Origin of the sequence: Streptomyces sp. AN091965, from assembly GCF_022698285.1 — a bacterium.
GTDB lineage: Bacteria > Actinomycetota > Actinomycetes > Streptomycetales > Streptomycetaceae > Streptomyces.
Genome location: NZ_JALDMY010000001.1, coordinates 7,767,654 through 7,789,822, shown reverse-complemented (window position 1 = coordinate 7,789,822; position 22,169 = coordinate 7,767,654). Strand labels below are relative to the sequence as shown.

Sequence of the window (22,169 nt, the reverse complement as noted above, 5' to 3'; positions counted from 1 at the left end):
AGTTCGTGCACTGAACGATAGCCGACCTGAGGCAGCCTTGACGGCCCCACGGGGCGGTGGCAGCGTGAACGTGAGTTCGCGGGACGGCAGATGACAATAGTCAGTGCGCTGACGACTGTACGGAGATGAGGCTGCCCGGATGGACAAGGTGGTCGCCACGGCCGCGGCGGCGGTGGCCGACGTGGGGGACGGCGCGTCCCTCGCGGTCGGCGGCTTCGGGCTCAGCGGCGTACCGAACGTCCTGATCGAGGCGCTGCACCGGCGCGGGACCACGGACCTGCGCGTGGTGTCGAACAACTGCGGCGCGCTCGGCACCGGCCTGGCCGCGCTGCTCGCCGCACACCGCATCGCGCGCGTGACGGCCTCGTACATCGGCGGCAACGAAGAGTTCGCGCGCCAGTACCTGGCGGGCGAGCTGGAGGTGGAGCTGATCCCGCAGGGCACCCTCGCGGAGCGCCTGCGCGCCGGGGGCTGCGGCATCCCCGCCTTCTACACCCCGGCCGGAGTGGGCACACAGGTCGCCGACGGCGGGATCCCGTGGCGGTACGACGGGACGGGCGGGGTCGCGGTGGCCTCGCCGCCCAAGGAGACGCGGGAGTTCGACGGCGTGCCGCACGTCCTGGAGCACGGCATCCGCACCGACTTCGCCCTGGTGCGGGCGGCGCGCGGCGACCGGCACGGCAACCTGGTGTTCGCCAAGGCGAGCCGCAACTTCAACCCGCTGGCCGCGATGGCGGGACGGGTGACCGTCGCGGAGGTGGAGGAGCTGGTGGAGCCCGGCGCCATCGACCCGGACGCGGTGCACCTGCCGGGCGTCTTCGTGCACCGCGTCGTCGCCCTCGGCCCGCGCGAGGCCGCCGCCAAGCGCGTCGAGAAGCGGACGGTGAGCGGCTGATGGCGTGGACCCGCGAGCAGGTGGCGGCCCGGGCGGCGGGCGAGCTGCGGGACGGCCAGTACGTCAATCTGGGCATCGGCCTGCCGACGCTGATCCCGGGCTTCCTGCCGCCGGGCGTGGAGGTCGTCGTCCAGTCCGAGAACGGCGTCCTGGGCGTCGGCCCCTACCCCACGGCGGACGCGGTCGACCCGGACCTGATCAACGCGGGCAAGGAAACGGTGACGGCCCTGCCCGGGGCGGCGTACTTCGACTCGGCGCTGTCGTTCGGGATGATCCGCGGCGGCCACCTCGACGTGGCGGTCCTGGGCGCGATGCAGGTCTCCGCGCGCGGGGACCTCGCCAACTGGGCGGTCCCCGGGCGGCTCGTGACGGGGATCGGCGGGGCCATGGACCTGGTGCACGGCGCCCGCAGGGTGATCGTGACGATGGCCCACACCGCGAAGGACGGTTCGCCCAAGCTCGTGCGGGAGTGCGACCTGCCGCTCACCGGCAGGCGGTGTGTGCACCGCGTCATCACGGACCTCGGCGTCTTCGACGTCACCGAGGACGGACTTCAGTTGACCGAGTGCGCGCCGGGAGTCGGCGTCACCGAGATCGTCGCGCGGACGGCGGCGAAGGTGCGCGTCCCCGACGCGTGAGGACCGGCCCCGACCGGTCCGGAAGGGAGCGGCAGCCGCAATGACCCCCCATCCCCCGTACGAGGACCTGACCGCGCGCCGCAGGGGCGCAGGGCGGCCCGCACCGGGCGCGGCCCCGCGGCCCGGCACGCCCCCCGGCGTCCCGCCCTACCGCGGGGCCCTGCTGCGCCATCCCCACCGCTCCGCCGTGCCCGTCCGCGACCCGGAGGCCGTGGAGCTGACCGGTCCGGTCTTCGGCGTCGCGGACGTCACCGACTTCGAGCGCGATCTGACCCGCCAGCACACCGGCGAGCCCCTCGGCGAGCGCATCACCGTCTCGGGACGCCTGACCGACCGCCGCGGTCGGCCGCTGCGCGGCCAGTTGGTCGAGATGTGGCAGGCCAACGCGTCCGGCAGGTACGTGCACCGGCGCGACCGGCACGCGGCGCCGCTCGATCCGAACTTCACCGGCTTCGGCCGCTGTCTGACCGACGACGACGGCGCGTACTCCTTCACCACGATCCGGCCCGGTGCCTACCCCTGGCGCAACCACGACAACGCCTGGCGCCCCGCCCATCTGCACTTCTCGCTGTTCGGCAGGGCGTTCGCGCAGCGCCTGGTGACCCAGATGTACTTCCCGGCCGATCCGCTGCTCGCCTACGACCCCGTCTTCCTGTCGATCCCCGACGAGGCGGCGCGGGCCCGTCTCGTGGCCGCGTACGACCACGGTCTGACGGTGCCGGAGTGGGCGCTCGGCTACCGCTGGGACATCGTCCTGGACGGCCCCTCCGCCACCCGCTTCGAGGACGGTGCCGCATGAGCGCCACGCCGCCGCACGCGCCGACGCCCTCGCAGACCATCGGCCCCTACCACGGCTACGCGCTGCCGTTCCCGCGCGGCGGCGAGATCGCGCCCGCGGGCCATCCGGACGCCGTCACGCTCCACGGGTACGTGTACGACGGCAAGGGCGTGCCCGTGGACGACGGCCTCGTGGAGACGTGGCAGGCCGCGCCGGACGGCTCGCGCGCGGGCGCCCCCGGGTCGCTGCGCCAGGACGCGGTCAGCGGGGTGCCGCGGGGGCGCGACGGGGTGACGTTCACGGGCTTCGGCCGGGTGCCGACGGACCCGGACGGGCACTGGGCGGTCCGCACCCTCAGGCCGGGCGGCGTGCCGTACGTCTGCCTCGCGGTGTTCGCGCGCGGGCTCCTGGACCATCTGTACACGCGCGCGTACCTGACGGACGACCCGGACCACGCCCTGCTCCGCTCGCTGGCCCCCGACCGGCGCGCGACGCTGCTCGCGCGCCCGGACCCGCACGGCACGTACCGGTTCGACATCCACCTCCAAGGGGACGACGAGACGGTGTTCCTCGCGTTCAGGTGACCCCGGTGGCCGTGCGGCGGGCGCGCGGTCAGCGCGCCCCGTACACCGGCTGCGGCGGCTCGGCGCGGGAGAGCAGCTCCCGGGCCGCCTCGCCCGCCTCGGCCGGGCGCCAGCGGGCGCCCTTGTCGGCGCTGGGTCCGGGGCGCCAGCCCTCCATGACCGTGATGCGGCCGCCCTCGGCCTCGAAGACGCGGCCCGTGACCCCGGCCGACGCGGTGGAGCCGAGCCAGACGACCAGCGGGGACACGTTCTCCGGGGCCATGGCGTCGAAGGCGCTCTCCTGGGGGGCGGCCATGGTGTCGGCGAAGGTCTGCTCGGTCATGCGGGTGCGGGCGGCGGGCGCGAGGGCGTTCACGCGCACTCCGTAGGCCGCGAGTTCGGCGGCGGCGACCAGCGTGAGGCCGAGGATGCCCGCCTTGGCCGCGCTGTAGTTGCCCTGTCCCACGCTGCCCAGGAGGCCCGCTCCGGAGCTGGTGTTGACCACGCACGCGTGCGGGGCGCGCCCGGCCTTGGCGGCGGCCCGCCAGTGCGCGGCCGCGTGCTTCAGGGGCAGGAAGTGGCCCTTGAGGTGCACGCGCAGGACGGCGTCCCAGTCGTCCTCGTCGAGGTTGACCAGCATGCGGTCGCGCAGGAAGCCCGCGTTGTTCACGAGGGTGTCCAGGCGGCCGTACGTCTCCAGGGCGGCCTGGACGAGCGATGCGGCGCCCTGGGGTGTCGCGATGTCGCCGCAGTGCGCGACGGCGTCGCCGCCCGCCGCGCGGATCTCCTCGACGACGTCCTGCGCGGGGCCTTTGGAGACGCCGGAGCCGTCGAGGGCCGCCCCGAGGTCGTTGACGACGACTCGCGCGCCCTCCGCCGCGTACGCGCGCGCGTGCGCCCGGCCGAGGCCCCGGCCCGCGCCCGTGACGATCACGACGCGGCCCGCGCAGATCCCGGAATCGACGGCTGCGGTCATGCGGAACTCCTTCGTACGGGCGGGTGTTCGGCGCGCAGGGCGCGGGGCACGGGGGGTCAGTGGTTCACGGTCGCGGCGTCCAGGAACGCGGGCCGCTCGCCGCCGCCGTCCACCTGGAGGGCCGCGCCGCTGATGTACCGCGCGGCGGCGGAGGCGAGGAACACGCAGGCGTCGGCGGCGTCCGCGGGGTCGGCGAGGCGGCCGAGCGGGATCGTGCGGGCCACCGCGGCGACCCCCTCCTCGTCGCCGTAGTGCAGATGGGTGCTCTCGGTGCGGACCAGGCCGAGGACCACGGTGTTCACGCGCACGTGCGGGGCCCATTCGACGGCCATGGTGCGGGCCAGGTTCGCCAGGCCCGCCTTGGCGGCGCCGTAGGCTCCCGAGCCGGGCGAGGGGCGGGTGCCGCTGACGCTGCCGATCATGATGACGGCGCCGCCCGTCTCCTGACGGCTCATCACCTCGTGGGCCGCGAGGGAGGCGTACAGCGGGGCGAGCAGATTCAGCTGGACGATCTTCGTCTGGCGGGCGGCGGTGGTCCCGGCGAGGAGGCCGAAGGGCGTCCCGCCCGCGTTGTTCACCAGGACGTCGAGCCGTCCGTGGTCGGCGGCGACCCCGGTGATCAGGGCGTGCGCCGCCTCGGCGTCCCGCAGGTCCGCCGGGCGGAACTCCGCGGTGGCGCCGGGCACTTCGACGGGCCGCTCGGGCGGCTTGCGGGCGCAGATGACGACGTGCGCGCCGGCGGCCAGGAAGCCGCGGGCGATCCCGGCCCCGACGCCACGGGTGCCGCCGGTGACCACGACCACCTGTCGATTGTCAGTCATCGCTGCTACCTTCCTGAGCAACTAACAAATGTTTGGTTGAAGGCGCTGGTTGAAAGGTAGCGGATCCTCTGATGCCTGTCTCCACTTCGCCCCCCGAGGAGGGCGTGGCCGTCGTCACCGTCGACTACGCACCGGTCAACGCCCTTCCGGTGCGGGGGTGGTTCGCCCTGGCGGACGCGGTGCGCGCCGCGGGCCGCGACCCCGAGGTGCGCTGCGTGCTGCTCGCCGCCGAGGGCCGGGGGTTCAACGCGGGCGTGGACATCAAGGAGCTGCGCCGCGACCCCGGCCACGGCGCGCTGCTCGGCGTCAACCGCGGCTGCGCGGAGGCCTTCGCCGCGGTGTACGACTGCGCGGTCCCGGTCGTCGCGGCCGTCCAGGGCTTCTGCCTGGGCGGCGGCATCGGCCTCGTGGGCAACGCGGACGCGATCGTGGCGAGCGACGACGCCACCTTCGGCCTCCCGGAGCTGGACCGCGGCGCGCTCGGCGCCGCCACGCACCTGGCCCGCCTGGTCCCCCAGCACCTGATGCGCGCGCTGTTCTACACCTCGCGCACGGCCACCGCGGCCGAGCTGCACGCGCACGGCTCGGTGTGGCGGGTCGTGCCGCGCGCCGACCTGCGCGCGGCCGCCCTCGCCCTCGCGCGCGAGATCGCCCGCAAGGACGGCACGCTGCTGCGCCTGGCCAAGGCCGCGATCAACGGCATCGACCCGGTGGACGTGCGCCGCAGCTACCGCTTCGAGCAGGGCTTCACCTTCGAGGCGAGCCTGAGCGGCGTGGCCGCCCGCGTCCGCGAGGGTTTCGGCGCGCCCGCCGCGCCGCACGACAGCTCCGTACCGGCCGGGGAGGACACGGCATGAGCGATCCAGCGGACACCCCTCGGGCCCGGGGCGGCCGGGACAAGACCATGGCTCCCGAGAACGTCGTGGGACGCCTGGAGAGCGGGATGACGCTCGGCATCGGCGGCTGGGGCTCGCGCCGCAAGCCGATGGCCCTCGTGCGGGCCCTGCTGCGCTCGGACGTCACCGACCTGACCGTCGTGGCGTACGGAGGGCCTGACGTCGGCCTGCTCCTTGCCGCCGGGAGGATCCGCAAGCTGGTCACGGCCTTCGTGACGCTCGACTCGATCCCCCTGGAGCCGCACTTCCGGGCGGCCCGCGAGCGGGGCGGCCTCGACCTCGTCGAGCTGGACGAGGCGATGTTCCTGCAAGGCCTCACCGCCGCCGCCCAGCGCCTGCCGTTCCTGCCCGTGCGCGCGGGGCTCGGCTCGGACGTCCTGCGGGTCAACCCCCAGCTGCGGACGGTCGCGTCGCCGTACGAGGACGGGGAGGAGCTCGTCGCCGTCCCGGCCCTGCGCCTGGACGCGGCCCTGGTGCACCTGAACCGCGCGGACCGCCAGGGCAACGGCCAGTATCTGGGCCCCGACCCGTACGTCGACGACTTGTTCTGCGAGGCGGCCGACACGGCGTACGTGTCGTGCGAGCGCCTGGTCGACTTCCGCACACCAGCGGACGGCGCCGCTCCGGCCGCCTCCACCGCCTCACCCGCCTCACCCGGGACGACCGACCGGGCGGCACCCCAGACCCTGCTCGTCTCGCGGCACAGCGTGACGGGCGTGACCGAGACCCCAGGGGGCGCGCACTTCACGTCGTGCGTGCCGGACTACGGCCGCGACGAGCCCTTCCAGAAGGCGTACGCCACCGCGGCGGCCTCCCCGGACGCCTGGGCGGAGTTCCACGACCGCTTCCTGGCCGGCGACGAGGAGGACTACCGACAGGCCGTCCGCACCTGGCACAAGGAGCAGCGATGACGCGCACCACGACCGCCGTCACCCGCGCCGAGTACTGCGTGATCGCCTGCGCCGAGGCGTGGCGCGGCGACGGCGAGGTCCTGGCCGCCCCCATGGGCACCGTCCCCACGCTCGCGGCCCGGCTCGCGAAGCTGACGTTCGCCCCGGACCTGCTGCTCACGGACGGCGAGGCCCTGCTCATCGGGGACGTGCCCGCGCTCGGGGAGCGCTCGGCGGTGACGGAGGGCTGGCTGCCGTTCCGCCGCCATCTGACGATGGTGATGGGCGGGCGGCGGCACGTGATGATGGGCGCGAGCCAGATCGACCGCTTCGGCAACCAGAACATCTCCTGTGTCGGCGACTGGCACCGCCCCGCCCGGCAGCTCCTCGGAGTCCGCGGAGCCCCCGTGAACACCCTGAACAACCCGGTCAGTTACTGGATACCCCGGCACGCGCGGCGCGTGTTCGTCGAGAAGGTCGACATGGTCAGCGGCGTCGGCCACGACAGCGCCGCCGCGGCGGGCCCGTCCGCGACCCGCTACCACGACCTGCGCCGCGTCGTGTCGGACCTGGGCGTGTTCGACTTCGCCACACCGGACCGGTCGATGCGCCTGGTGTCCGCCCATCCGGGCGTGCCCGCGGCGGAGATCCGCGAGGCGACGTCCTTCGCGCTGGCCGTCCCCGACGAGCCGCCCCGCACCCGCGAGCCCACAGCGGCCGAACTGCGGCTGATCCGCGCCGTCCTGGACCCCACGGGGCTGCGCGAGCGCGAGGTCCGCCCGTGACGGCGGCGCCGCTCGCGGAGACCGCGCTGACGCGGCTCGTCGGCGTCCGGTACCCGATCGTGCAGACCGGCATGGGCTGGGTCGCGGGCCCCCGTCTGGTCTCGGCGGCGGCGCAGGCGGGCGCGCTCGGCGTCCTGGCGTCCGCCACGATGTCCCTGGATCAACTGCGCTCCGCGATACGGGAAGTGAGGTCCCGCACGCCCGCCCCGTTCGGGGTCAACCTCCGCGCGGACGCGGCCGACGCACACGACCGCGTCCGGCTCCTCATCGCCGAGGGCGTACGGGTCGCGTCCTTCGCCCTGGCCCCGTCCGAGGCCCTCATCGGGGAGCTGAAGGCGGCCGGAGTCGTCGTGATGCCGTCCGTGGGCGCCCGCAGACACGCCGAGAAGGTGGCGGCGTGGGGCGCGGACGCGGTCGTCGTCCAGGGCGGCGAGGGCGGCGGCCACACCGGTGACGTGGCCACGACCGTGCTCCTGCCGCAGGTCGTGGACGCCGTCGACATCCCCGTCGTGGCGGCGGGCGGCTTCCACGACGGCCGGGGCCTGGTCGCCGCCCTGGCCTTCGGCGCGGCGGGCGTGGCCATGGGCACCCGCTTCCTCCTCACGGCGGAGTCCCCCGTACCGGACGCGGTGAAGGCCCGCTATCTGGCGGCCACGGTCAAGGACGTCACGCTGACCTCGCGCGTGGACGGCCTCCCGCACCGGATGCTCCGCACGGACCTGGTGACGTCCCTGGAGCGCTCCGGCCGCGCCGCGACCCTCCTGCGCGCGCTGCGCCACGCGGCGGCGTTCCGCCGGATGTCGGGCCTGAGCTGGCCCGCCCTGGCGCGCGACGGCCGGGCCCTGAAGCGCGCCAAGCAGCTCAGCTGGCCCCGGGCCCTGCTCGCCGCGAACACCCCCGTGCTCCTCAAGTCGGCCATGGTGGACGGCGACCCGGACCGCGGCATCATGGCCGCGGGCCAGGTGGCAGGCGTCCTGGACGACGTCCCGACCTGCGAGGAGCTGATCGGGAGAATCATGCGGGAGGCCGAGGAGACGCTGAAGCGCCTGGAGGGGCCGTGGCCGCCGCGGCGGACGGCAGGGGTGGATTCAAGCCCGTCCGGCGTTTGAGGACGAGGCCGGAGTCCGATCACCCCCGACCCCGGCCCCGACTCTGGCCCCGGTCCCGGTTCCGGTTCCGGTTCCGCGAAACGCTAGACCCCCGCGAGGAACCGCTCGGCCCGGCCGACCAGCCCGTCGGCCCCGCAGCTGCGCGCCAGCGCGAGCCCGCGTTCCAGCTCCGACACGCTGCCCGAGGCGACCCCGTACTCCACGCGCGCGACCGCGTGTTCGTACGCGCAGGGCGAGGCCTCCAGATACGCGACGGCCTTCGCGTAGAGCGCCACGGAGCGCGGTCCCGAGGCGAGCGCGGCCTCGCACCGGAGAGCCTCGCCGATCGCCGTGTCCGTGCCGAACCGCTCGGCCTGCACGCGTGCGTCGGTGACCACGTCGGCGGCGCGCCGCGGGTCCTCGTCGGCGAGGGCCCGCGCCAGGTCGTACGCCCACGGCGCAAGGACCGTGTTGTACTGGCCGCGCGCGGTCAACGCCTTGGCGGTGGCCTCCAGTTCGTTGAGGCCCTCCTCCCGGCGGCCGAGGGCGAGCAGGAGCCTGCCGCGGACGGACATCGCGTCGGGGACGTAGATCGTGGAGGCGTTGGGCGGCGCGAAGCCGTAGCGGTCGGCGACGGCGCTGGCCTGCTCGGCGTGGCCGCGGGCGAGCAGCGTGTCGATGAGCATGCTGGCCGCCTCCCAGTGCATCGGCAGCCCGCCCTGGCCCACGCGGTCGGCGAGCCGCAGGCTCTCGCGCAGCGACTTCTCGGCGTCCCTGAGCCGCCCGCGCCTGCGGTACACATAGCCGAGGAAGGCGTGGGCGAGCGCGAGGTGGCCGCCGCTCCAGCCCGCCGTCTCGTACGCCTTGACGGCCTCGGTGAACAGGCTCTCGGCGCGGTCGAGCCGGTCGGCGAAGGCGTACGAACCGCCGAGCATCAGGCGCAGTTCGAAGCTCCACTCGGCGTCGGTCCAGCCGAGCCCGGGCGCGAGGCGGCCGTTGACGAGGGCGCGGTCGCAGAGCTCGACGACCTCTTCGGCGTTCTCACCGCGGGTCATCGCGTCGAAGGCGCGCAGGATGAGCAGGGCGCGCTCGGCGTTGTCGCGCCCGGCGAGGGGTCCGGCGAGGGCGGCGAGCCTGCGGGAGCGCCCCGGTGCGTCCTCCTCGCCCGCGTGGATGCCCTCCCACATGAAGTGCACGGCCTGGAGGCGGAGCCGGTCGGTGCCCGCGGGCAGTCGGGCGGCCTCCTCGGTGATGGCGCGCAGGCCGTCGCCGAGCTGGTCGTTGTGCACGAGGGCCTGCGAGAGGCGGCACACGGCGTCGACGCGCAGCTCCTGGCTCAGGCCGCTCGTCGACAGGGCCTCGCGCAGATGCCCGATGGTGGTGACGGGCGAGGTGAGCAGGGTGGCGCAGCCGAGTTCGTAGAGCACGCGGGCGTGCACGTCGGGTCGGGGCGGCTCGCGCAGGGCCCGCTCCAGGCAGCGCCGGGCGGCGTCGGGCGCGCCGACCGCGAGGTGTTCGGTGGCGGCCTCGCGCAGCTGCTCGACGAGTTCGGGATCGTCGTCCGGGATGACTTCGAGCAGGTGCCGGGAGGCCGCGGCGGCGCCGCGCCCCGAGCGGGTGACCGCCCAGGCGGCCTGGCCGTGCATCGCGGTGCGGGTGGCGGGCGGGATGGAGTGGTACACGGCGGAGGCGATCAGCGGGTGCACGAACTCCAGGCCCTCCTCTCCGCCGGTCACGATGCGGGCGGCGCGCAGCCGCTCGGCGCACTGCTCGGCGCCGTCGCGGGGCAGTCCCGCGAGGGTCGCGGCGAGATCGACGGAGATCGCGGAGCCGAGGATCGCGGCGGCCCAGGCGAAGCGGGTGACGTCGGTGCCGAGCTCTTCGAGGCGGGCGACGAGGCCGCGGCCGCGGGCGGAGCGGTTCAGGGCGCGCAGTTCGGCGGCCGAGCCCTCCACCGGTTCGAGCTCGCAGTCCTGCACCTTGGCGAGCAGCTCCACGGACTCGTACGGGTTGCCGTCGGTGACGGCCCAGACCTCGCGGCAGAACGGGCCGTCCGCGTGCTCGCCGAGCGTGGCGCGGGTGAGCCCGGCCGTGGCGTCCGGGGTGAGCTTGCGCAGCTGGGTCGCCGGGCGGGCGGCGGCGCCGATGCGCGCGAGGTGGCGGACGCTGTCGCCCTCGGCCTCGCCGGGGCGGTAGGCGACCACGACGAGCACCGGCAGGTCGTCCAGGCGCTCGGCGAACGCGGCGAGCCAGTGCAGCGTCTCCTGGTCCGCCCAGTGCGCGTCGTCGACGAGCAGCACCAGCGGCCAGTGGAGGTGGGCGAGGCGGGAGACCACCGCGATCAGGCCGTCGCACACGGCCTGCGGCTCGGGCCTGCCGCCACCGGGCTCGGCTATGCCGAGGGCGGGGCCCGCGATGTCGTACCAGTCGCCGAGGTACTCACGGGCCTCGTCGGGGGTGAGGGCCACGAGGGCGGGCTGGAGGAGCTGTCGTACGACGTTGAAGGGCACGGTTTTGAGGGTGGGGCCGCCGCGTGCCGCCCATACGGTGGCCCGGCCGTGGGCGATGCGACGCACTTCGGCCATGAGCGCGGTCTTGCCGAGTCCGGCGTCACCGCTGAAGACGAGCAGGCCGCCCTCGGTCGTCATGTCCGAGCACAGTCCGGACACGGCCCGCTCGGCCGCGCCGATTTCCTCGTCGCGCTCCCACAGCGGGGCCCAGGTGCCACCTCCGGGCCGTCCCTGCGTCATCGCGCTACCTCCCGGGGTCGCTCAATCGACGTACAGAACTTGAGACTAGCCGGGCCGGGGCCGCCGCGGAGCGAGGTCCGGCCAGCTCCTCCCGCACGGGTGACAGACGGTCATATGCCAGGCCACCTGCGGGGTACGGGTGCGGCGCGCCGGGGCGGCACCCGGGACGGGCGTGCGTCGGGGGCCACGCGGTCACAGCCGTTCGATGACGGTGACGTTGGCCTGGCCACCTCCTTCGCACATCGTCTGGAGGCCGAACCGGCCGCCGGTGCGCTCCAGTTCGTGCAGGAGCGTCGTCATCAGGCGGGCACCGGTGGCACCGAGGGGGTGACCCAGGGCGATGGCACCGCCGTTGACGTTGACCCTCTGCGGGTCGGCGCCGGTCTCCCGCAGCCAGGCGAGCACGACGGGCGCGAACGCTTCGTTGATCTCGACGAGATCGATGGCGTCGAGCGTCATGCCGGTCTTCTTCAGGGCGTGCGCGGTGGCCGGTATGGGGGCGGAGAGCATGCGGATCGGGTCCTCGCCCCGCACGGAGAGGTGGTGGACGCGGGCGCGGGGGGTCAATCCGTGGTCGCGCACCGCCCGTTCACCGGCGATGAGCAGGGCGGCGGCGCCGTCGGAGACCTGGGAGGAGCAGGCCGCGGTGATGCTGCCGCCGTCCATGACCGGGGCGAGGGCCGCCATCTTCTCCGGGGTCGTGTCGCGGCGCGGGCCCTCGTCGGCGACGACGTCTGCATAGGCCACGGTCTCGCGGTCGAAGCGGCCTTCGTCGAGGGCGCGCAGGGCGCGCCGGTGGGAGCGGAGCGCGAACTCCTCCATGTCCTGGCGGGATATGCCCCACTTGTCGGCGATCAGCTGGGCGCCGTGGAACTGGTTGACGGGCCGGTCGCCGTAGCGGGCGCGCCAGCCGTCGCTGCCCGCGAAGGGGCCCTCGGTGAGCCCGAGGGGCTCGGCCGCCCGCCGGGACGCGAAGGCGATGGGGATCATCGACATGTTCTGCGTGCCGCCCGCGACGACGAGGTCCTGGGTGCCGGAGAGGACGGCCTGCGCGGCGAAGTGCAGGGCCTGCTGGGACGATCCGCACTGCCGGTCGACGGTCACTCCGGGCACCTCCTCGGGGAGCCCGGCCGCGAGCCAGCTGGTGCGGGCGATGTCCCCGGCCTGCGGCCCGACCGCGTCGAGACAGCCGAAGACGACGTCGTCGACGGCGGCGGGGTCGACGCCGCTGCGCTCCATGAGCGCGGTGAGCACGTGGGCCCCGAGGTCGGCGGGGTGCGCGGCGGCGAGACCGCCGCCGCGCTTGCCGACGGGCGTGCGGACCGCCTCGACGATGAAGGCCTCGGCCATGGCTGCGTACTCCTCGCGTGACGGGCGCCGCGCGGCGGCGCGGGGCTAGGCGCGGACGGCGATGCCGTCCAGGACCATCGACAGGTACTGGCGGGCGATCTCCTCGGGGCTGTGGCCGCCGCCCGGCCGGTACCAGGACGCGGCGACCCAGACGGTGTCGCGCACGAACCGGTAGGTGAGGCGGACGTCCAGGTCGGCGCGGAAGGCGCCGTCGGCGACGCCCCGTTCGAGCGTGGTGAGCCAGGTCTTCTCGAAGCGCCGCTGGGACTCCAGGAGGTACTCGAAGCGGGTCTGGGCGACCAGGTGGCGGGACTCCTTCTGGTAGATCGCGACGGCCGCGCGGTGCCGGTCGATCTCCCGGAAGGACTCGGTGACGAGGGCCTCCAGGGTCTCGCGCGGGCCGAGCGGCGCGGCGAGGACCGCGTCGTACCCGTCCCACAGCTCCGTCAGGAACGTCCGCAGGATCTCTTCGAGCATCGACTCCTTGGAGTCGAAGTGGTAGTAGAGGCTGCCCGCGAGCATGCCCGCGGCGTCCGCGATCTTCCGGACGGTCGTGGCGTTGTACCCCTGCTCGGCGAAGACCTCCGCGGCGATGCCGAGGAGTTCGGCGCGGCGCTCGGGCGAGGGCGGCACCGGGGGCTTCTTCTGCTTCCGGGCCACGGGGGGCGTGACGGGGCTCTGGGTCGGCTGTTTCTGGGTCGGCACGGGCTCATTCTCCGCCTAGGGGTGCTGGCTGCTGACGGAGACCGTCTCGCCCGTCATGTACGAGGAGTAGCCGCTGGCGAGGAAGACGATCACGTTGGCTATCTCCCAGGGCTCGGCGGGCCGTCCGAAGGCCTCGCGCGCGGTGAGCTCGTCGAGCACGTCGGCGGTGGTGACCTTGGCGAGGTGGGGGTGCAGGGCGAGGCTCGGCGCGACCGCGTTGACCCGGATGCCGTGCGGGGCGGCTTCCAGGGCCGCGCAGCGGGTGAGGGCCATGACGCCCGCCTTGGCCGCGGCGTAGTGCGCCTGGCCCTCCTGGGCGCGCCAGCCGAGCACCGAGGCGTTGTTCACCACGACGCCGCCCGTGGCGGTGGCGCGCAGGCGGCGCAGGGCGGCACGGGTGCAGCGGAACGTGCCGGTCAGGGTGGTGTCGACGACCTTGTGCCACAGGTCGTCGGTCATGTCCGTGAGGGCTGCGGTGCCTCCCAGGCCCGCGTTGTTCACCACGATGTCCAGGGCTCCGTGGCGCCGCTCGGCGAGGTCGAGGAGGGCGGTCACGTCGGACTCGTCGGTCACGTCGCAGCGGACGCCGTCGACGCGGTCGGGGCCGAACTCGCCCGCGAGCGCGGCCACCGCGTCCTCGGTGCGGCGGGCGTGCGCGTCGCCGATGACGACGCGGGCCCCTTCCTCCAGGAAGCGGCGGGCGGTGGCCGCGCCGATGCCCGCGCCGGCCGCCGCGGTGACGACGGCGGCGCGGCCGGTGAGCAGACCGTGCCCCGGCACGTACGGCGGCGCTGCCATGGGCGATTCCCCCGATCGAGTGCTCGACGGCTGACCGCTGCCACGATAATCTACCAAACACTTGTTAGGGAAGAGCGGGCGGACGGGCCAGAGACGGGAGCAGGGCGATGGACCTCGACTTCACCCCGGAGGAAGAGGAGTTCAGACTGCGGGCCCGCGCCTGGCTCGCCGCGCACGTCCCCCGTGCTCCGCTGCCGTCCCTGGAGACCGCGGAGGGCTTCGCCGCCCATCGCGCCTGGGAGGGCACGCTGGCGGCGGACCGCTGGTCGGTGGTGTCCTGGCCCGAGGAGTTCGGCGGGCAGGGCGCCGACCTCGTCAAGTGGCTCCTCTTCGAGGAGGAGTACTACGCGGCGGGCGCCCCCGGCCGCGTCTCGCAGAACGGCATCAGCCTCCTCGCCCCCACCCTCTTCGACCACGGCACCCCTCAGCAGCGCGCCCGGGTCCTTCCGCCGATGGCACGCGGCGAGGTCATCTGGGCCCAGGCCTGGTCGGAGCCCGAGGCCGGGTCCGACCTCGCGGCGCTGCGCTCCACGGCCCGGCCCGCGCCCGGCGGCTGGCGCCTCAGCGGGCAGAAGACCTGGTCGTCGCGGGCCGCGTTCGCCGACCGCGCCTTCGGCCTGTTCCGCAGCGACCCGCGCGCGGAGCGGCCGCACCAGGGGCTCACGTACGTCATGTTCCCGCTCGACGCGCCCGGCGTCACCATCCGCCCCATCGGCCGCCTCGACGGCAAGCCCGCCTTCGCCGAGGTCTTCCTGGACGACGTGTTCATCCCCGAAGAGGACGTGATCGGCGCCCCCGGCGACGGCTGGCGCATCGCCATGGCGGCCACCGGCGACGAGCGCGGCCTGACCCTGCGCTCCCCCGGCCGCTTCCTCGCCACCGCCAACCGCCTCGTCCGGCTCTGGCACGCCCACGGCGACCCCGCCGACACGGCGCTGCGCGACCGGGTGGCGGACGCGGTGATCGGCGCCCGCGCGTACCAGCTGTTCACCTGGGCGCACGCCTCGCGGGCGGAAGCGGGCGAGAAGCTCGGCGCGCACTCCAGCCTGAACAAGGTCTTCTGGTCGGAGTACGACATCGCGGTGCACGAGGCGGCCCTCGACCTCCTGGGCGCGGACGGGGAGTTGACGGACCACGGCGAGCACCCCGACCCCGACCCGGCCGCCCCCACCCCTGCCGCCCCGGACCCCGCGCCCTGGACGGAGGGGTACGTCTTCTCCCTCGCCGGCCCCATCTACGCGGGGACGAACGAGATCCAGCGCGACATCATCGCCGAGCGCCTGCTCGGCCTCCCCAAGGGGCGGCGCTGATGAGGTTCCTTCTGGACGACGAGCAGCGGGTGTTCGCCCGGACCCTCGGCGGCGTGCTGAAGGCCGCGGACACGCCCGCGGTGGCGCGGGCCTGGGCCGCCGGGGACCACGCGCCCGGTGCCGCGGTGTGGCGACGCCTCGCGGACGCCGGGGTGTTCGCCCTCGCGGCGGCCGAGGAGTTCGAGGGCGTGGGGCAGTTGCCCGTCGACACGGCCGTGGCCTTCGTGGAGCTGGGGCGGCACGCCGTGCCCGGGCCGCTGGTCGAGACGGTGGCCGCGGCCGCGCTCCTTTCCCGCCTCGCCGAACTCGGTGTGCCGGGGCCCGCGAAGCGGCTCCTTCCACCCCTGGTGACGGGCGAGGCGCGGGCGACCCTCGCCCTCGCCGACACCGGGCCGTACGTCCTCGACGCCGACGCCGCCCGTCTCGTCCTGGCCGTCGACGCCGGGCGGCTGCGGCTCGCCCCCGGCCACGCGCGCGTGCGGGCCTCCCTCGACCCGGCGCGGCGGCTCGCGCGGCCGCTGCCCGGCGGGGAGGTGCTCGCGTCCGGGCCCGCGGTGGACGCGGCGGCGCGGTGGGCCCTGCGCTGGGCGGCGCTCGCCACCGCGGCGCAGTGCCTCGGCGTGGGGTGCGCGCTGCTCGACCGCACGGTGGCGCACGTGCGGCAGCGGACGCAGTTCGGGGTGCCGGTCGGTTCCTTCCAGGCCGTCAAGCACCGCCTGGCGGAGGTGCTCGTGGGGCTCGAGTTCGCGCGGCCCCTGGTGTTCGGCGCCGCGGTGTCGCTCGGCGCGGAGGAGGCCTGGGGGGACGTGGCCGCCGCCAAGGTCTGCGCGGCCGAGTCCGCGTACCGCGCGGCGCGGGCCGCGCTCCAACTGCACGGCGCCATCGGGTACACCGCCGAGTACGACATATCCCTCTGGCTCCTCAAGGCCCGCGCCCTGCGGGGGGCCTGGGGCGGCCCGAGCCGGTGGCGCGCCCGGGTCGTGCCCCCGCCGCCCTGACCCCCTCGGAGCTTCCGACCGGCGCACCGGCGCGGCGAAAGGGGGCACGCGGCGGCGCGGGGCGGTCCCGGACGCGCGGGGGAAATCAAGCCGGTCCGACGACGCGGGACCAGCGCGTCGGCGCTGCGGCGGGGCGGGTGCGGCGGCGCCGTGAAAGGGGCGGGCGGTTAGGGAAGGCATGGCTGCTCTGAGGTTGTGCGCGGGCACGGAGGCGGGCGGAAGGGGCGGGTGAGTGGGGGGAATTGAGCCTGGCGGGCCAGGGCGGCTGGAGGGGGCCCGGTGAGGTGCGGGCATAGTGGGAGGGACCCGGGCCCGGCGCACGGGCTGGCCGAACCGGAAAGAGGAGACTTCGCGTGCGTGTGATCGGCCTGATGTCCGGCACCTCCTACGACGCCATCGACGCCGGCGCCGTCGACCTCGCCCTCGACGGCGACCGCCTCGTCATGACCCCCCTGGGCCTCATCAGCCGCGGCTACGACGACGCGCTCCGCTCGGCCCTGGCCACCGCCCTGCCCCCGGCGACCACCAGCCTGGCCGACGTCTGCCGCCTCGACACGCTCATCGGGCAGGCCTTCGCCGCGGCGGCCGTGGAGGCGGACCGGGAACTGTGCGACGGCCGCGCCGAGTTGGTGGCCTCGCACGGCCAGACCGTCTACCACTGGGTGGCGGACGGCCAGGTGCGCGGCACCCTGCAGATCGGGCAGCCCGCGTGGATCGCCGAGGCCACGGGGCTCACCGTGGTCGCGGACTTCCGCCCGCGCGACGTGGCCGCGGGCGGCCAGGGCGCCCCCCTGGTGAGCCTGGTCGACCAGATGTGGCTGCGCGGCAGGCCGGGTACGCCCGTGGCGCTGAACCTGGGCGGCATCGCCAACATCACCGCCCCCGACGGCACCGCTTTCGACACGGGCCCGGCCAACGCGCTGATCGACGCGGCGGTGCGCGAGCTCACGCCGCAGGGCCGCGCGGCCCATCTGCCGTTCGACAGGGACGGGGAGCTCGCCGCGCGCGGCACCGTGCACGAGGGCCTCCTCGCCCGGCTCCTCGCCGAGCCGTACTACGCGTTGCCCGCGCCCAAGACGACCGGCAAGGAGCTGTTCCATCCGGCGTATCTGCGCGAGGCCCTGGCGGGCCTCGGACCGCTGGGCGCCGAGGACGTGGTGGCGACGCTGACGCGGCTCACGGCCGTGACGGTCGCCCACGCGGTGCGCGCGACCGGGGCCACGGAGGTCATCGCCTCCGGCGGCGGGGTCCGCAACCCCACGCTCATGGCGATGCTGCGGTCCGAGCTGGGCACGGCCGTGCCGGTCCGCGGCTCCGACGACCTGGGCCTCCCCTCGGCGGCCAAGGAGGCGTACGCCTTCGCCGTCCTGGGCTTCCTGACGGCTCACGGCCTGCCCGGCACGGTGGCGACGAGCACCGGGGCCCGGCACCCGAGCGTGCTCGGCTCCCTCACCCCGGGCCGCGCGGGCTTCCGCCTGCCGACCCCCACGGAGGCGGGCCCACCGACACGGCTCGTGGTGAACGGCCACACGCGCTGAACGGCCAGGCACGAGAAGGGCGGGGCCGGGCGTCGGCAGGAGCCCTGCGGCGGGCGCTCGCAGGCCGCCCCCGCCCCCCGCAGCCCCAGCCGCCGCGCCAGGCGCGGAGACACGTAGGGGTGGAGACCGGCGACGCGCAGAGCCCGGTGACGGCCGCGGACCCTCAGCGGGCGCCCGCACCAGACCCCCGGGATCCGGCAGCGGACAGACCCGCAGCAGGCGGAGGCAGGCGGCAGGCGGAGACCGGCGCCGGGCAGGGACACGCGGCAGCCGCTCGTATGCCGGTCCGGAACCCCAGCCACCGCAGCCCCAGCGGAGACCGGCAGCGGGCAGAGACCCGTGACGGACAGGGGCCGGCGGCAGCCGCTCGCACACCGGCCTCGGCAGCTCCAGCCACCGCACCGCCCACGGGGAAGCCCTCCGGCCGAGGGGAAGCCCTCTTGGCCGCCGTCCCCCGCCCGGGCCGAGCCGCCCGGCCCGGCCCGGGCATATCCGCGCGACAGGGGCGAAACCCCGCCGCCCGACCGGAGTTGGCCTGATCCGGCGGACCCCTCTCATCGGGCTTTCAGGCGGGGCCCATACGCTGACGCCCATGACGCACGCGACTCCTCCCGGCTGGTATCCGGACCCCGGGCAGACCCCTGGCGCCCCGCCGTCCGAGCGGTGGTGGGACGGGAACACGTGGACGGATCACGTCCGTGCGCCGGGCGGGGGCGGCTTCCCCACCCCCGGCTACTCCGCCCCCGGCTACCCGGCCCCCGGCTACCCCCAGCAGCCGCCGGGCCCGCCGCGGCGCCGCATACGTACGGCGATAGGCGTGGTCATCGCCCTCGCGGTGCTCGCGGGCATCGGCGGCGGGGTCTACGCGCTGACCGCCGACGGCGACGACGACAAGGACGGCGCCAAGTCCCCGGCCCCGTCGGCGTCCTCGAAGCCCGGCCCGGAGGACGACGGCAAGAGCGAGGGCCCGGAGGGCTCGCCGTCGCCGGGACCGTCCGGGCCGTCCGACGGCCCCCGGACCGAGGAGGGGTACGCCACCGACGGCGCGAGCGGCATCAGCATGCCCGTCCCCGACGGCTGGGAGGGCCAGTCGAACGGCATCGGCGCGGGCGTGACGACCGGCAAGTACCCCTGCCCCGGCGACTCCGCCAAACAGTGCGTGCGCGGCGGCGCCTTCTCCGCGCCCGCGGTCCGCATGAAGGTCACCGCGTCGACGCCGGAGGCCGCGGCCAAGGCCGACATCAAGAAGAACGCCGCGGAGTCCTACGGCGGCGCGATCTACGGCGGCGCCCCGAAGTCGCACGACCAGCTCGCCTCGAAGGCGGTCACGGTGGCCGGGCAGAAGGGCTATCTGGTCCGCTGGAAGGTCGACGCGCGCAAGGGCCCCGACGGCTACGTCCAGTCGCTCGCGTTCAAGTCCCCGGCCGACGGGATGACGATGGTCCTCGTCCGCTTCGGCATCGACATCCACGACGACGCACCGCCCCTGTCGTCCATGGACGAGATCACCAAGGGCATCAAGAAGGCCCGCGGCGGCGGGGGCGGAGGCGGCGACGGACAGCAGGTCCACGCCCCCGCGAACGGCCGGGAGCGGTAGGGACCGCCTGCCGGGCGGACCGGCGGCGAGAGCCCTCGCGGGCGCGCCGGTGGCCAGAGCCACCGCCGGGCGGGCCGAGCACGCTCGGCCCGCCCGGCGGTGGCGGCGCGCCGCCCCCGTCCCCACGGTGCGGCGCGGGCGGGCCCCGGTCCGGTCATCCCCCGGCCCCGGGCCCACGCTTCAGTCGGCGGCGGTGCCGCCCGCGAGACCGAGGACCGGCAGCAGCACCGCGTCCACGAACCGCGTCAGATACTCCGCGTCCGCGTTCTTGCCCTCCAGCATCGGCCGCACCCGCAGCACGCCGAAGAGCTGCGCGGCCACGAACTCCGTCGCCGGATGGTCCGCGGGCAGCTCGCCGCGGTCGACGCCCCTTTGGACGATGACGTCGATCGCCTGCACCTCCGGTTCCACGAGCGCCTCGCGCAGCGCCCGCTGGAGGTCCTCGTCCTGCTGGACGGCGTGGCTGAGCGCCTGCACCAGCATCGTGTCGCGCTCGCTCCAGGCCGCGGCCGAGCGCGCCGCCTCCCGCAGGTCACCGGCGACCGAGCCGGTGTCGATGCCCGCGAACCGCACACAGCGGTTGGCGCGCAGCGCGGCGGCCACGAACTGGGGCTTCGTCTTCCACTGGCGGTAGAGCGTGGATTTGCTGCACCGGGTGGCGGCGGCGACGCCCTCCATGGTCACGGCCTCGTACCCGCACTCGCGGAGCTGCTCCAGGACGGCGTCGTAGAACTCCTGCTCGCGCTCGGGCGTGAGCTTGGAGCGGCGCGAGGCGGACGCCTGGCCGCACCCGTGCTCACGTACCGGTTCCCGCGACGTCATGGCTCTTCACTCCTCGGTGGGGCGGCTCGCCGTGGCCACCTTATCGATACGCCAGTGTACCGGTACGCTTCCGTATCGGTACACTGGCGTATCGATGTGTGCGTTCAGGGGTGCCCACATCACCGCACCACCCAGTCGTCACGTAAAGGGGCCGGGGCATGGAAGCCCGCGAATCCCGCACCGAGGCCGCCTCAGGGGAGCCCGGGATACCCCCGGGGCCGCCGGGGGCAGCCGCCGTACCGCCGGTCGCGGCGGCCGAGCGCGCCGCCGCCCGGCCGCCCCTCGTCCGCGAACTCCTCCTCGTCGTGGGGCTCTTCCTCGTCTACAAGTTCGGCAGGCAGCTCGCGAACGGCCACACCGGCGAGGCGCTCCGCAACGCGCACCGCGTCTGGGACGCCGAACGGACCCTGCGGCTGCCCGGCGAGGGCCTCGTCCAGGACGCGCTGCTGCACGGCGGCGGCCTCGTACAGGTGGCGAACACCTACTACGCGGCCGTGCACTTCCCGGCGACGCTGCTCTTCCTGGTGTGGCTGTATCTGCGCCGGCCCCGGCACTACGTGTGGGCGCGGCGCGTCCTCGCCGTGCTCACCGCCGCCGCGCTCGCGCTGCACCTCGGCTTCCCGCTCGCGCCGCCCCGGCTGCTGCCCGCGGCCCACCTCGTGGACACCGCGCAGGTGTACGGCCCTTCCGTGTACGCGGCGAAGCCCGCGGCCGACACCATGGCCAACCAGTTCGCGGCCATGCCGTCGCTGCACTTCGGCTGGGCCCTGATGCTGGCGATCGGCCTGATCGCGGCGACCGGCTCCCGCTGGCGCTGGCTGTGGCTGCTGCACCCGCTGATCACGCTCCTGGTGATCGTCGGCACCGCCAACCACTACTGGCTCGACGCGCTCGCGGCCGCCGCGCTGCTCGGCATCGCGCTGGCCGTCGTCCGGCCGCCGCGCCCGGCGCGTTCCCGGGTGGTACGCCGCTGGGTGCCCGCCCCGGCCTCCGCTCCCGAACCGGCCCCCGCCCCCGAACCCGTCGGCTCCGGAGCCGGGCGGTGAGCGCCACCCTGCTGGCCGTCGCGCTCTCCCTGGTGTCGGCCGTCGCGTACGCCACCGCGGCCGTGGCCCAGGAGCGCCTGGCCGCGCGCCTCACGGACAGCGGGCCCCGGGTGCTCGGGCTGCTCGGCAGCGGGGCGTGGTGGGCGTCCGTCGGACTCAACGCCTCCGCCGCGCTGCTGCACGTCGCGGCCCTGAAGTACGGGCCGCTCACGCTGGTGCAGCCGCTCGGCGCGCTCACCCTGGTCGCCGCCGTGCCGCTGGGCGCGCGCCTGGCCGGGCGGCGCGTGACCCGCCTGGAGTGGCGCGGCACGGGGCTCACCCTGATCGGCCTGGGCGCGCTGCTGCTCACCGCTTCGGGCCCGGCGCCCGACGACACCCTGACCCTGCCGGAGGCCGTGACGGTCGCCGCGGTGACGGCCGCCGTCATCGGGATGCTCTCCCGGCGCGGCACCCGCCCCGGGCTGCGGCACGCGACGGCGTCCGGCTTCGCCTCGGGGGTCGCCTCCGCGCTCACGCAGACCGTGACGGTCGCGGCGACCGACACCTCCGGGCCGCTGTTCAGCGCGCGGGTCGTGGTCGTGGCGCTGCTCGTCGCGGCGTTCGCCGTGGGCGGCCTCTTCCTGTCGCAGACGGCGTACCGCGGCGGCCTGGGCGCGCCGCTCGCCGTGGTCACGCTCGCCAATCCGGTGGCCGCGTCCGCGATCGGCGTCGCACTGCTCGGCGAGCGGCTGCGGGGCGGCGCGGGCGGAATCCTCCTCGCGGTGGCGGGCGCGGCGCTGGCCGCGTACGGGGTGGTGCTCCTGACCCGCTCGCCGCGCTCCCCCGCGCCCGTCGCCGGGTCGCTGCCGTCGATCCCGGGCCAGCCGGAGCCCGCGGAGGCACTGTCGGCGAAGGCACTGTCCGCGCGGCGCGGCTGACACCTCCT

Annotated in this window: 21 protein-coding genes; 14 read left to right on the top strand and 7 right to left on the bottom strand. The window is 75.3% G+C overall.

Annotation, left to right across the window (positions count from 1 at the left end):
• The first annotated feature begins 139 nt into the window (after positions 1–139).
• From MQV74_RS33090 to pcaG, 4 genes are read left to right on the top strand one after another with little or no spacing between them, the layout of a single operon-like run.
• On the top strand, positions 140–895 hold the full coding sequence (locus MQV74_RS33090) for a CoA transferase subunit A (protein WP_242726251.1): 756 nt from the start codon (positions 140–142) through the stop codon (positions 893–895).
• On the top strand, positions 895–1,533 hold the full coding sequence (locus tag MQV74_RS33085) for a 3-oxoacid CoA-transferase subunit B (protein ID WP_242726249.1): 639 nt from the start codon (positions 895–897) through the stop codon (positions 1,531–1,533). Before MQV74_RS33090 ends, MQV74_RS33085 begins: the two co-directional genes overlap by 1 nt.
• Positions 1,534–1,573: 40 nt before the next feature.
• Positions 1,574–2,332, top strand: a complete 759-nt coding sequence (gene pcaH / locus MQV74_RS33080) for a protocatechuate 3,4-dioxygenase subunit beta (protein ID WP_242726247.1) — start codon at positions 1,574–1,576, stop codon at positions 2,330–2,332.
• Positions 2,329–2,895: a protocatechuate 3,4-dioxygenase subunit alpha gene (gene pcaG, locus MQV74_RS33075; protein ID WP_242726246.1), complete on the top strand. Its 567-nt coding sequence runs from the start codon at positions 2,329–2,331 to the stop codon at positions 2,893–2,895. The genes pcaH and pcaG overlap by 4 nt, the downstream gene beginning before the upstream one ends.
• Before the next feature lie 28 nt (positions 2,896–2,923).
• Here the strand turns inward: pcaG and MQV74_RS33070 are convergent, their stop codons facing one another.
• Both MQV74_RS33070 and MQV74_RS33065 read right to left on the bottom strand, forming a co-directional pair.
• Positions 2,924–3,850, bottom strand: coding sequence for an SDR family oxidoreductase (locus MQV74_RS33070; RefSeq protein ID WP_242726244.1), 927 nt, complete (start codon positions 3,848–3,850; stop codon positions 2,924–2,926).
• Positions 3,851–3,906: 56 nt separating this feature from the next.
• Entirely contained in the window at positions 3,907–4,671 is a 765-nt protein-coding gene (locus tag MQV74_RS33065) for an SDR family oxidoreductase (protein ID WP_242726242.1), read from the bottom strand.
• Between the two features lie 71 nt (positions 4,672–4,742).
• Here MQV74_RS33065 and MQV74_RS33060 point away from each other — a divergent pair, with 71 nt between their 5' ends.
• From MQV74_RS33060 to MQV74_RS33045, 4 genes are all read left to right on the top strand, one after another.
• Positions 4,743–5,528, top strand: coding sequence for an enoyl-CoA hydratase family protein (locus tag MQV74_RS33060; RefSeq protein WP_242726240.1), 786 nt, complete (start codon positions 4,743–4,745; stop codon positions 5,526–5,528).
• A complete protein-coding gene (locus MQV74_RS33055) occupies positions 5,525–6,478 on the top strand; it encodes a CoA transferase subunit A (protein ID WP_242726238.1) in 954 nt (317 codons plus the stop codon). Before MQV74_RS33060 ends, MQV74_RS33055 begins: the two co-directional genes overlap by 4 nt.
• A complete protein-coding gene (locus MQV74_RS33050) occupies positions 6,475–7,242 on the top strand; it encodes a CoA-transferase subunit beta (protein WP_242726236.1) in 768 nt (255 codons plus the stop codon). The genes MQV74_RS33055 and MQV74_RS33050 overlap by 4 nt, the downstream gene beginning before the upstream one ends.
• Positions 7,243–7,313: 71 nt before the next feature.
• Positions 7,314–8,351 (top strand): NAD(P)H-dependent flavin oxidoreductase, encoded by a 1,038-nt coding sequence (locus MQV74_RS33045; protein WP_242729285.1) that lies wholly within the window; start codon positions 7,314–7,316, stop codon positions 8,349–8,351.
• An 83-nt stretch (positions 8,352–8,434) separates the two neighbouring features.
• Here the strand turns inward: MQV74_RS33045 and MQV74_RS33040 are convergent, their stop codons facing one another.
• The 4 genes from MQV74_RS33040 to MQV74_RS33025 form a co-directional block, all read right to left on the bottom strand.
• Positions 8,435–11,080, bottom strand: a complete 2,646-nt coding sequence (locus MQV74_RS33040) for an ATP-binding protein (protein ID WP_242726234.1) — start codon at positions 11,078–11,080, stop codon at positions 8,435–8,437.
• Positions 11,081–11,272: 192 nt separating this feature from the next.
• Complete coding sequence (locus tag MQV74_RS33035) at positions 11,273–12,430, bottom strand: acetyl-CoA C-acetyltransferase (protein WP_242726232.1); 1,158 nt, start codon at positions 12,428–12,430, stop codon at positions 11,273–11,275.
• 45 nt (positions 12,431–12,475) lie between these two features.
• Positions 12,476–13,090: a TetR/AcrR family transcriptional regulator gene (locus MQV74_RS33030; protein WP_242729284.1), complete on the bottom strand. Its 615-nt coding sequence runs from the start codon at positions 13,088–13,090 to the stop codon at positions 12,476–12,478.
• A 60-nt stretch (positions 13,091–13,150) separates the two neighbouring features.
• A complete protein-coding gene (locus tag MQV74_RS33025) occupies positions 13,151–13,933 on the bottom strand; it encodes an SDR family oxidoreductase (RefSeq protein WP_242726230.1) in 783 nt (260 codons plus the stop codon).
• Positions 13,934–14,040: 107 nt separating this feature from the next.
• Here MQV74_RS33025 and MQV74_RS33020 point away from each other — a divergent pair, with 107 nt between their 5' ends.
• From MQV74_RS33020 to MQV74_RS33005, 4 genes are all read left to right on the top strand, one after another.
• Positions 14,041–15,243 (top strand): acyl-CoA dehydrogenase family protein, encoded by a 1,203-nt coding sequence (locus MQV74_RS33020; RefSeq protein WP_242726228.1) that lies wholly within the window; start codon positions 14,041–14,043, stop codon positions 15,241–15,243.
• Positions 15,243–16,241 (top strand): acyl-CoA dehydrogenase family protein, encoded by a 999-nt coding sequence (locus tag MQV74_RS33015; RefSeq protein ID WP_242726226.1) that lies wholly within the window; start codon positions 15,243–15,245, stop codon positions 16,239–16,241. The genes MQV74_RS33020 and MQV74_RS33015 overlap by 1 nt, the downstream gene beginning before the upstream one ends.
• Positions 16,242–16,594: 353 nt before the next feature.
• On the top strand, positions 16,595–17,779 hold the full coding sequence (locus MQV74_RS33010) for an anhydro-N-acetylmuramic acid kinase (RefSeq protein ID WP_242726224.1): 1,185 nt from the start codon (positions 16,595–16,597) through the stop codon (positions 17,777–17,779).
• Positions 17,780–18,371: 592 nt separating this feature from the next.
• Positions 18,372–19,376: a DUF2510 domain-containing protein gene (locus MQV74_RS33005; protein WP_242726222.1), complete on the top strand. Its 1,005-nt coding sequence runs from the start codon at positions 18,372–18,374 to the stop codon at positions 19,374–19,376.
• A 180-nt stretch (positions 19,377–19,556) separates the two neighbouring features.
• Here MQV74_RS33005 and MQV74_RS33000 read toward each other — a convergent pair whose 3' ends face one another.
• Positions 19,557–20,198 carry a TetR/AcrR family transcriptional regulator gene (locus tag MQV74_RS33000; RefSeq protein WP_242726221.1) on the bottom strand — a complete coding sequence of 214 codons (642 nt, stop codon included), beginning with the start codon at positions 20,196–20,198 and terminating at the stop codon, positions 19,557–19,559.
• 158 nt (positions 20,199–20,356) lie between these two features.
• On the opposite strand from MQV74_RS33000, the gene MQV74_RS32995 reads away from it, so the two are divergent.
• Together MQV74_RS32995 and MQV74_RS32990 are read left to right on the top strand one after the other, a co-directional pair.
• The gene (locus MQV74_RS32995) at positions 20,357–21,244 is read left to right on the top strand and encodes a phosphatase PAP2 family protein (RefSeq protein ID WP_242726219.1); all 888 of its coding nucleotides are present in this window, start codon (positions 20,357–20,359) and stop codon (positions 21,242–21,244) included.
• A complete protein-coding gene (locus MQV74_RS32990; RefSeq protein ID WP_242726217.1) occupies positions 21,241–22,161 on the top strand; it encodes a DMT family transporter in 921 nt (306 codons plus the stop codon). Before MQV74_RS32995 ends, MQV74_RS32990 begins: the two co-directional genes overlap by 4 nt.
• The last annotated feature ends 8 nt before the right edge of the window (positions 22,162–22,169 follow it).

What these genes read in the sequence shown, in the direction of transcription:
- MQV74_RS33090 (WP_242726251.1), top strand. Translation starts at nt 140, where the DNA reads ATGGACAAGGTGGTCGCCACGGCCGCGGCGGCGGTGGCCGACGTGGGG.
- MQV74_RS33085 (WP_242726249.1), top strand. Translation starts at nt 895, where the DNA reads ATGGCGTGGACCCGCGAGCAGGTGGCGGCCCGGGCGGCGGGCGAGCTG.
- pcaH (WP_242726247.1), top strand. Translation starts at nt 1,574, where the DNA reads ATGACCCCCCATCCCCCGTACGAGGACCTGACCGCGCGCCGCAGGGGC.
- pcaG (WP_242726246.1), top strand. Translation starts at nt 2,329, where the DNA reads ATGAGCGCCACGCCGCCGCACGCGCCGACGCCCTCGCAGACCATCGGC.
- MQV74_RS33070 (WP_242726244.1), bottom strand. Translation starts at nt 3,850, where the DNA reads ATGACCGCAGCCGTCGATTCCGGGATCTGCGCGGGCCGCGTCGTGATC.
- MQV74_RS33065 (WP_242726242.1), bottom strand. Translation starts at nt 4,671, where the DNA reads ATGACTGACAATCGACAGGTGGTCGTGGTCACCGGCGGCACCCGTGGC.
- MQV74_RS33060 (WP_242726240.1), top strand. Translation starts at nt 4,743, where the DNA reads ATGCCTGTCTCCACTTCGCCCCCCGAGGAGGGCGTGGCCGTCGTCACC.
- MQV74_RS33055 (WP_242726238.1), top strand. Translation starts at nt 5,525, where the DNA reads ATGAGCGATCCAGCGGACACCCCTCGGGCCCGGGGCGGCCGGGACAAG.
- MQV74_RS33050 (WP_242726236.1), top strand. Translation starts at nt 6,475, where the DNA reads ATGACGCGCACCACGACCGCCGTCACCCGCGCCGAGTACTGCGTGATC.
- MQV74_RS33045 (WP_242729285.1), top strand. Translation starts at nt 7,314, where the DNA reads ATGGGCTGGGTCGCGGGCCCCCGTCTGGTCTCGGCGGCGGCGCAGGCG.
- MQV74_RS33040 (WP_242726234.1), bottom strand. Translation starts at nt 11,080, where the DNA reads ATGACGCAGGGACGGCCCGGAGGTGGCACCTGGGCCCCGCTGTGGGAG.
- MQV74_RS33035 (WP_242726232.1), bottom strand. Translation starts at nt 12,430, where the DNA reads ATGGCCGAGGCCTTCATCGTCGAGGCGGTCCGCACGCCCGTCGGCAAG.
- MQV74_RS33025 (WP_242726230.1), bottom strand. Translation starts at nt 13,933, where the DNA reads ATGGCAGCGCCGCCGTACGTGCCGGGGCACGGTCTGCTCACCGGCCGC.
- MQV74_RS33020 (WP_242726228.1), top strand. Translation starts at nt 14,041, where the DNA reads ATGGACCTCGACTTCACCCCGGAGGAAGAGGAGTTCAGACTGCGGGCC.
- MQV74_RS33015 (WP_242726226.1), top strand. Translation starts at nt 15,243, where the DNA reads ATGAGGTTCCTTCTGGACGACGAGCAGCGGGTGTTCGCCCGGACCCTC.
- MQV74_RS33005 (WP_242726222.1), top strand. Translation starts at nt 18,372, where the DNA reads ATGACGCACGCGACTCCTCCCGGCTGGTATCCGGACCCCGGGCAGACC.
- MQV74_RS33000 (WP_242726221.1), bottom strand. Translation starts at nt 20,198, where the DNA reads ATGACGTCGCGGGAACCGGTACGTGAGCACGGGTGCGGCCAGGCGTCC.
- MQV74_RS32995 (WP_242726219.1), top strand. Translation starts at nt 20,357, where the DNA reads ATGGAAGCCCGCGAATCCCGCACCGAGGCCGCCTCAGGGGAGCCCGGG.